Origin of the sequence: Vibrio sp. TMPB1044 (genome assembly GCF_030442075.1) — a bacterium.
Classification (GTDB): domain Bacteria; phylum Pseudomonadota; class Gammaproteobacteria; order Enterobacterales; family Vibrionaceae; genus Vibrio; species Vibrio satsumensis.
The window spans coordinates 111,536-120,557 of sequence record NZ_JAUJED010000014.1 but is presented as its reverse complement, the minus strand read 5'-3'; the positions used below and the strand labels follow the sequence as shown (position 1 = coordinate 120,557).

Below are 9,022 nucleotides of genomic sequence, written 5' to 3'. Positions count from 1 at the left end.
TGGTTAGGCAAATTTCAATCACAATGGCATTGACCTTACCCTAAGGGGAACCTTTATACTTGCCTTATAAATTTAAAGGTTAGCTATGACAAACACACTCCGAACAACTTGGATTACTGTTTTCAGCATCATTGCAATGTTGATGTCTAGCTATGCCTCAAGCTCATCGGCCATGATGGCAAATATCATGGCAACGCAGATGATGTCGAATAAATCTATCTGCCAGCACAGCGATTCGCCGAGCGATCTTGATGCCGTCTATCAATTTGCTGCTGGTTGCCATGTGACCGTTAGCGATTCAGACATGAACGATCATGTTCATGCAAGCACGCCGAATGGCGACCAGCCTGTTCATGACGAACACACCATTTATGTTGAGCTGTCTGCTCATGAAAAGATGGCCTCGCATCAAGAGTCAATGGATGCTCACGGTGAACATGTGATGGGCAACAACTGTTGTGGTGGTTCGGATTCTGCTCGTATCTGTTGCTATTCTGTTTGTTCTACAGCATCACATACAATTCAGGCGCTCCAAGCCAACTACCAAATTTCCTCCTCATTCGCACCTCATCACTCTGTAACTATCGGTCAAAAAGTGACTCGTGCACAGTCTTTGCTACGCCCACCTTCCGCATAAATCTATATCTAAAAATACAGCTCTATCAGTTAGATAAATCTGATAAGCCATTCTTTTTTATGCGCTAATTAGCGCTAGATATGGACATTCATTGTGAATATGAAACCAACAACCTCTGTGTTTGTCATGAACACGAGCTTAGTGGTTGCTGCTGCCTTGCCTATGGCCTTGTTTTCAAGTGCTACGCTCGCGGCTACCACGGCGTCAGCTTCAAATGCTCAACACATTTCAGCTCATGACCAAGCAAGCTCGACGCAGCAGCTCAATACATTGATTGAGATTGCTTTAAGCGAAGATGGAAATCGCAAACAGTACTTTGCTCAGTCTCAAGCGATGCGAGAAACTGGCATTGCCAGCTCGACCTTAATGGACCCGAAATTAAAAGTTGGATTTGGCGGTTTGCCTGTCGATAGCTTTCAATTCGACGAAGACCCGATGACTAATATATCGGTAGGGTTGATGCAGCAGTTTGAGCGTGGCGATACGCTTAACCTTCAACAGAAAAAGGCAGGCCAACAGGCAGATGCTCTAGCTTTGCAGGTACAAGCAAGAGAATTGACGGTTGCGAATAGCATGACGCAGCTTTGGCTTGAGTTAGGTTATCAGCAAAAGGCTGAGTCGGTGATTCGTCAAAATCGTCGTTTGTTGGTTGAGCTTGAAAACTATGTACAAACCAATTACTCAATTGGTAAAAGTGAAGCGCAAGATCTGCTTAATGCTCAGCTTCAAGTGAGCAAGCTTGATGAGAAACTTCAGGCAAACCAGCAGGTTCAGCGTCGCTTAATCTCTCAGCTTTCTGAATGGTTGGGTTCTGATTGGCTAGGCTCTCAGGTTCTGGATTCTCAGGGCGTACTGAATGCAACTAACCAAATCGATTGGTCGTTGTTGGAAAGCAAACTAGCGACCAATATCGATTCGACCAAGCACTACCAGCTATTGACTGACCATCCTTTGGTTAAGATCTCCGATGTCAGTATTTCCTCTAATCAAACTCAGGTTGAGTTAGCCGAACAAGCTTATACCCCGCAGTTTGGGGTGGAAGTGATGTATGCACACCGTCAAGCCAATAACATGGCGGGTGAACCTGCTTCTGATCTGGTGAGTGCCTATCTGACTGTCGACATCCCATTGTTTACGGGGAATCGACAAGATAAAAACTTATCGGCTGCTCAGTATCAAGTTGGTGCGGCTAAGTCTCAAAAAGACACTTTACTCTCCCAAATGAATGCGCAAGTGAACGCATTGCTGGTGGACAGATCAAACCTGATCCAGCGGTTAGATCGCTATCAAACGTCCTTGCTTCCTCAAACCGCAGCACGAATCAGCGCGGTTGAGAGGGGCTATCAAAACAATACCGCTCAGTTTAACGATGTCATTTTAGCAACGACCGATGAGCTGGCACTTAAGTTAGAGCAACAACGTTTGATCACCGACCTCAACATCGTTAACAGCAAGTTAGCTGCGTTAGTCAGTGGTTTTGAATACCAAGTAAACCAACCACAACTCAACTCAAGCGCAACTAAACATACAGCCAATCAATAAGGGAATAGACAATGAATACAGTAAAAGTAGCGACTATCGCTTTATTGGTCGGTGGAGCATTAGGTTTTAGTGTGAATCACTTTGTCGTTGGGTCAGCACATAACATGTCAGCAATGGCAACGAGTACAGACGCAGATGTAAGTAAACAGGCCAAGGATGAGCCTCTGTACTGGGTAGCTCCGATGGACCCAAATTATCAGCGTGATAAGCCAGGTCAATCGCCAATGGGGATGGATCTTATCCCTGTGTATGCAGATGACTCAAGTGCGGGAGCAGACAAGGCAGGAACAGTATTTATCGATCCGTCGGTAGAAAATAACCTTGGCGTGAAAACCGCACAAGTAACAAGAGAAGCGCTATCACCGCGCATTGAAACTGTTGGCTACGTGGCATTCGATGAAAGTGCACTATGGCAAACCAACGTGCGTGTTTCTGGTTGGGTGGAAAAACTCTACATCAACGCAGTGGGCGAGAAGGTAAATAAAGGCGACGTACTCTTCACACTCTATTCTCCAGAGCTTGTTAAAGCACAAGAAGAGTTGATCAGTGCTTATAAAACGGGTCGTAAAGGTTTGATCAAGGGCTCGACTGAACGTTTAATTACCTTGGGTGTTGATAAGAAGCAAATCCGCGCTATTACGCGAGAAGGTAAAGCCACGCAAACCATTGAAATTAAAGCGCCAGCCGATGGTGTGATAGCCAGTTTGAATATTCGAGAGGGTGGTTACCTTTCGCCTGCTCAAGCGGTAATCAGTGCTGGACCTCTAAATGAAGTGTGGGTTGATGCTGAAGTCTTTGAGCGTCAAGCACACTGGATCTCGTCAGGCAGCAATGCGGTGATGACGCTAGATGCCATTCCCGGCAAAGAGTGGGTGGGTAATGTTGATTACGTTTACCCAATCCTTGACCCAAAAACTCGGACCTTGCGTGTTCGTTTAAAGTTCTCCAATCCCAATGGCGAGCTTAAGCCAAACATGTTCGCCAATATTGCACTGAAACCCATCAGTGATGAATCTGTTCTTACTATTCCAAGATCTTCGGTGATTCACTCCGGTGGTATGACTCGAGTGGTGATGTCAGAAGGTTCCGGCAAATATCGCTCTGCTCGTATTGAAGTTGGTCGTGAAGCTGGCGAAAAAATAGAGGTGCTTCAAGGGCTAGAGCAAGGCGAAAACATTGTCACTTCTGCGCACTTCATGTTGGATTCTGAATCGAGCCAATCTGCTGATCTGTCACGCATCAATGGTGTTGAGGATGAGGCTGAAACCGTGTGGGCAAACGGTGACATTTCCGAAGTTATGCAAGGCAGTCGCATGGTGACGATTAACCATCAGCCTGTTCCTGAATGGGATTGGCCGGGCATGGTGATGAACTTCACCTTTGCGGAAGGCTTAGACATGAGTGACGTGCAACGTGGTAAGGCGATTGATTTTGAGATGAGAAAGACAGAGTCAGGGCAGTACGAGGTTATTGATTACAAGGTCAACAAACACAAGATCGCCGGCGAAGTTTGGGTAACGGGTGACATCACCATGTTGATGGCAGATTTTGGCATGATCACTGTAAAACATCAGCCAGTCCCTGAGTGGAATTGGAAAGCGGGTGAAATGAATTTCCAAGCCAGTGATGACCTTGATTTATCGGAGTTTGCCGAGGGTCAAACCATTCGGTTTCTAGTGGCGAAGCAGGGTTCTGACTACACGCTCAAATCTCTAGAACCAACGAATAGCAAGGGTGAGGGCACATTATGATCAATGCAATTATTCGTTGGTCCATCAGTAACCGCTTTTTGGTGCTGGTTGCCACTGTAGCCATCGTATTTGGGGGCTTATACAGCGTTAAAAACACACCGGTCGATGCTATTCCTGATTTGTCAGATGTTCAGGTGATTATCAAAACCAGTTATCCAGGCCAAGCGCCACAAGTGGTCGAGGATCAGGTGACTTACCCATTGACCACCGCCATGTTAGCTGTGCCAGGAGCTGAAACGGTTCGTGGCTACTCGTTCTTTGGTGATTCCTATGTATATATCATCTTCAATGACGATACCGATATGTACTGGGCGCGTTCACGAGTGTTGGAGTACTTAAGCCAAGTTGCACCTAACTTGCCATCGAGTGCCAAGCCAACACTAGGGCCGGATGCAACCGGTGTGGGCTGGGTTTACAGCTACGTGTTGCAAGACAAAACTGGTCAGCATGACTTGGCCGAACTTCGTAGTTTGCAAGATTGGTTCTTAAAGTATGAATTGCAAACCGTAGAAGGCGTGTCTGAAGTGGCGACCGTTGGCGGCATGGTGAAGCAGTACCAAGTACAGATTGATCCTGCCAAGTTACGTGCTTACGACCTAACGCTTCAGCAAGTCAACAAGGCAATCCAAGATGGTAATCAAGAAACAGGTGCGTCTGTTGTTGAGATTGCGGAAGCCGAACATATGGTTCGGACTACGGGTTACCTCACAAGCATCGAAGACATTCAATCTCTGCCGCTAAAAGTGACCGATAAGGGAACCCCGCTGTTATTGGGTGATATTGCTGACATTAATCTTGGCCCGCAAATGCGCCGTGGTATCTCTGAGCTGAATGGTGAAGGTGAAGCGGTTGGCGGCGTTATCGTGATGCGCTTTGGTGAAAATGCCAGTGAAGTGATCGACTCGGTGAAATCCAAACTCGCTGAACTGCAAGTGGGATTACCTGATGGTGTCGAGATTGTCGCGACTTATGACCGTTCGACTTTGATTGATTCAGCCGTTGAAAACCTATGGAAGAAGCTGGCTGAAGAGTTCATCGTGGTTGCGATCGTGTGTGCGCTGTTCTTGTTCCATATCCGCTCGTCGTTGGTTATCGCACTAAGTCTGCCTGTTGGTATCTTAGGCGCATTCATTGTGATGCATTGGCAGGGTATTAACGCCAACATCATGTCTCTTGGCGGAATAGCGATTGCGATTGGCGCCATGGTAGATGGTGCCATAGTGATGATAGAGAACGTTCATAAACACATTGAACGGACTCCGCTCACTGACAAAAACCGGTGGCAAGTGATTGGCAAAGCAGCAGAAGAAGTTGGCGCACCGCTGTTCTTCTCTCTGATTATCATTACTTTGAGCTTTGTACCTGTATTCGCGCTAGAAGGGCAAGAGGGCAAGATGTTCTCGCCACTTGCGTTTACCAAGACGTATGCGATGGCGGCAGCGGCGGGTTTGGCTATCACGCTTGTTCCTGTGTTAATGGGTTACTTCATTCGCGGCAACGTGCTACCTGAACACAAAAACCCAGTAAACCGAAGCCTAGTGGCGATGTACAAGCCGCTTTTGAACCTCAGCCTAAAGTATCCAAAGGTGATGATTGTTATCGCACTTGGCTTAATGGCGTCTGCTTATTACCCAACCAGTAAGCTTGGTAGCGAATTCATCCCTCCTTTGGACGAAGGGGATTTGATGTACATGCCAACCACGTATCCGGGCATCTCAATTGGTAAAGCGCGTGAGTTGTTGCAACAGACCAACAAGCTAATTAAAACCATTCCAGAAGTCGAAACTACATGGGGCAAAATTGGTCGAGCAGAGACAGCAACCGATCCTGCACCGTTAACCATGATTGAAACCGTGATTCAGCTTAAACCGCGAGATGAGTGGCGTGACGGTGTCACTACAGAGTCTCTGCGTAAAGAGTTTGATGATCTGATTCAGTTCCCAGGTTTAACCAATGCGTGGGTTATGCCAATCAAAACCCGTATCGACATGTTAGCGACCGGTATCAAAACCCCAATCGGTATCAAAATCGCTGGCCCAGAGCTGAGCGTGATTGAAGATATTGGTTCGCAACTTGAACCCATCCTCAACAGCGTGAGTGGAACGGCTTCTGTCTACGCAGAGCGTGTTGCGGGCGGTCGTTACGTGACGATAGACATTAAACGTCGCTCGGCTGCGCGATATGGCTTGAGCATTAAAGAAGTGCAACAGGTTATCTCGACGGCGGTTGGTGGCATGAATGTGGGTGAAACCGTTGAGGGGCTAGAGCGTTACCCAATCAATGTCCGTTACCCACAAAGCTATCGTGATTCTGTCGTTAAGTTGCAGAACCTGCCGTTAGTGACACCAAATGGAGCGCGAATTGCTTTGTCTGATGTCGCGGATATTCGTTATGAAGATGGGCCCCCAATGATTAAGACGGAGAACGCTCGTCCCAATGGTTGGGTGTTCGTTGATATCGAAGGTCGCGATCTTGGCTCTTACGTGGCAGAGGCGCAAAAAGTCGTTACAGATCAAATCGTCTTGCCTGCTGGATATTCATTGGCATGGTCTGGTCAATACGAATACATGGAACGTGCGAAGGAGCGTTTGAGTGTCGTAGTGCCAATCACCATCGCCATCATCATGTTGTTGCTCTACCTCAGTTTCCGCCGCGTCGGTGAGGTGATGATGATCATGCTGACATTGCCACTTGCGATGGTTGGTGGCCTATGGCTGATGCATATCCTCAATTACAACTTCTCCATTGCGGTGGGTGTGGGCTTTATCGCCCTTGCCGGGGTTGCTGTTGAGATAGGTGTGATCATGTTGGTCTACCTAAACCAAGCATGGCACTACAAAAAAATGGATGCGGAGCAGAACCAACAAGCACTTCAGGGTGAAGACTTAACGGATGCGATTCGTGAGGGCGCAGGACTGCGTGTTCGCCCAGTGATGATGACAGTACTTACGGTGATCATTGGCCTCATTCCAATTATGTATGGCGAGGGAACGGGCTCTGAAGTGATGCAGCGAATTGCAGCGCCGATGATAGGCGGAATGGCGTCTGCACTATTGCTTACCCTACTGGTGTTGCCTGCAATCTTTAAGCTCTGGAAACAGCGTGAGATTACGCATAGCCAAAACGAGACAAACAAATAACGTATTGATTATTAGCCCTTACTGACCAAACAGAGTGGGTAAGGGCGCACCATATGAACATGTGAAACTAACAAATAAATAACTGAATTAATCTAAGGAACGATCATGAAAAAGACACTTATTGCGATTGCACTGACGTTAACTACTGCAACGGCTTTTGCTGAAATGGACCATTCAGCTGTTGACCATTCAAGTATGGATCATTCAGGCATGGATCACTCAATGATGAAAAATGGAGAGATGGATCATTCAAAAATGGATCACAGCATGATGAAGGATGGAAAGATGGACCATTCAATGATGAATATGGAAGGCATGTCTGAAGTCGGTATGCCTGCGACAGGCGCAAAGCCGGATAAAGTGGTTCATGTTCTGCTAAGTGACGATATGAAAATCACATTTAAGAACAAGGTTGATATTGAGCCGAACGACGTGGTGCAGTTCGTTGTGATGAACACGGGCAAGATTGATCATGAATTCTCGATTGGTTCTGCTTCAGAGCAGTTAGAGCACCGTGAAATGATGAAAAACATGGGTAATCACGCTCATGACTCGGGCAGTACAGTTACAGTTAAGCCGGGTAAAGCGAAGCAATTGCTGTGGCATTTCCATGGTGATAATAACGTAGAGTTCGCGTGTAATATTCCTGGTCACGCTGAAGCGGGAATGCTGAAAAAAATTGAGCTGTAGTATCGATTAATAAAGCGCACCAGACTTATATTGATTAGTTTGGTGCGTTTTCTTGTTTTTCTCGTATTAGACGATTAAGTTTAATAAGTAAATAGAAAAATTTTAGTTAGAACAAGTAAGTAGGAGTTTAAGGATGAACAAAACAGTACTAGTCGTTGCTGTATCAAGTGCTTTATTAGCTTGGTCTAATTACAGCATTGCTGCTAAACCTGAGTGGGCTGGTAAAGGTAAGCCCGATTTAGAAGAAGTAAAAACGCTCGCTGAGGCTAAAAAAGTTGAAGGCGAAATTGATGATCGTGAGAAGCAGCTTGATTCAATGATCGAAGAGAAAAAGAAGAAAGCGAAAAAAAGTAAGAACAAAAAAGATAAGCAGAAAATAGATAAAGAACTCGACGATTTGGAAGACGAGAAAGAAGCCCTCGAAGAGAGTAAAGAGAAGCTCAAAGATAAGAAAGAAAAGCTTGAAGATGATATGGATAATGACGAAGAAAAGTCGGGATTAGAAAAGCAGAAAGACAAGAAAGCGGAACAAGAGCGTAAAGAAGAAGGAAAAGGGTCAGAAAAAGGCCGACAGCAGCGTGAAGAAAACAGCAAAAAGTGGTGGAACTTTTGGGAGTAATCCGAGGGCCTTACATCACCTATTCATTTCAACCAATCAGTACAGCTTTGTGTGACCGCTAAGTCATTGATTAAATGCTGTGTTCAGTTAAAGATAAGTCTCAACCTGTCCAGGAATACATGAACTAACTTGTATTGGCTGAGGCTTATCTATAGCTAGAATCACTGTAGCAAGATAGAAGTTTCAAGCAGGTGGTGTGCTTCGCCGCTCAGGTGCGGTAACTCTGACATGATCTTTTTCAGTTTGTTGTCGATTGATTCAGCTTCATTTAGCGATCGAAAAGCCAGTACAGCCTGTTCAGGTTCGCTGTTCACATAACCTTTCAATGTATCTAGCTGAATTTTATTGGCATTCTCAACTTTTGCTAGAGCAGTGTTGATTGCTTCGATGTTTATGATTAACTCATTGCTTTTAAACATTTTTATTGTTTTTTGGTTGTTTATAATTGGCGCACATTAACATAACTATTTTTTCGGATATTGACCAAGGTTATTAAATTAGAATAATTTTGAAATCTAATATAAGCATCAGTAGTGTAAAGATGACTGACAGCAGGAGTCAAATGTGGAGCGATATAGGAAGTTAACGGGCTTAATTTTAGGGCAATAGATAATTTTGAAGAGGCGTAGATAGAGCTTTGGCT

Annotated in this window: 8 protein-coding genes; 6 read left to right on the top strand and 2 right to left on the bottom strand. The window is 45.6% G+C overall.

The window, feature by feature from the left end; genetic code table 11:
• The first annotated feature begins 85 nt into the window (after positions 1 to 85).
• From QQ041_RS08720 to QQ041_RS08695, 6 genes are all read left to right on the top strand, one after another.
• The gene (locus QQ041_RS08720; RefSeq protein ID WP_285953609.1) at positions 86 to 637 is read left to right on the top strand and encodes a hypothetical protein; all 552 of its coding nucleotides are present in this window, start codon (positions 86 to 88) and stop codon (positions 635 to 637) included.
• A 99-nt stretch (positions 638 to 736) separates the two neighbouring features.
• The gene (locus tag QQ041_RS08715) at positions 737 to 2,179 is read left to right on the top strand and encodes a TolC family protein (RefSeq protein WP_146490880.1); all 1,443 of its coding nucleotides are present in this window, start codon (positions 737 to 739) and stop codon (positions 2,177 to 2,179) included.
• Between the two features lie 11 nt (positions 2,180 to 2,190).
• Positions 2,191 to 3,930: an efflux RND transporter periplasmic adaptor subunit gene (locus QQ041_RS08710; protein ID WP_285953608.1), complete on the top strand. Its 1,740-nt coding sequence runs from the start codon at positions 2,191 to 2,193 to the stop codon at positions 3,928 to 3,930.
• Entirely contained in the window at positions 3,927 to 7,070 is a 3,144-nt protein-coding gene (locus tag QQ041_RS08705; protein ID WP_285953607.1) for an efflux RND transporter permease subunit, read from the top strand. The genes QQ041_RS08710 and QQ041_RS08705 overlap by 4 nt, the downstream gene beginning before the upstream one ends.
• A gap of 105 nt (positions 7,071 to 7,175) precedes the next feature.
• Entirely contained in the window at positions 7,176 to 7,760 is a 585-nt protein-coding gene (locus QQ041_RS08700) for a cupredoxin family protein (RefSeq protein WP_285953606.1), read from the top strand.
• Between the two features lie 133 nt (positions 7,761 to 7,893).
• Positions 7,894 to 8,379: a hypothetical protein gene (locus QQ041_RS08695; protein ID WP_285953605.1), complete on the top strand. Its 486-nt coding sequence runs from the start codon at positions 7,894 to 7,896 to the stop codon at positions 8,377 to 8,379.
• Positions 8,380 to 8,540: 161 nt separating this feature from the next.
• Here QQ041_RS08695 and QQ041_RS08690 read toward each other — a convergent pair whose 3' ends face one another.
• Positions 8,541 to 8,798, bottom strand: coding sequence for a hypothetical protein (locus tag QQ041_RS08690; RefSeq protein ID WP_285953604.1), 258 nt, complete (start codon positions 8,796 to 8,798; stop codon positions 8,541 to 8,543).
• A gap of 20 nt (positions 8,799 to 8,818) precedes the next feature.
• Positions 8,819 to 9,022, bottom strand: a 204-nt coding sequence (locus QQ041_RS08685) for a hypothetical protein (protein WP_285953603.1), incomplete at its 5' end; no start/stop codon positions are given.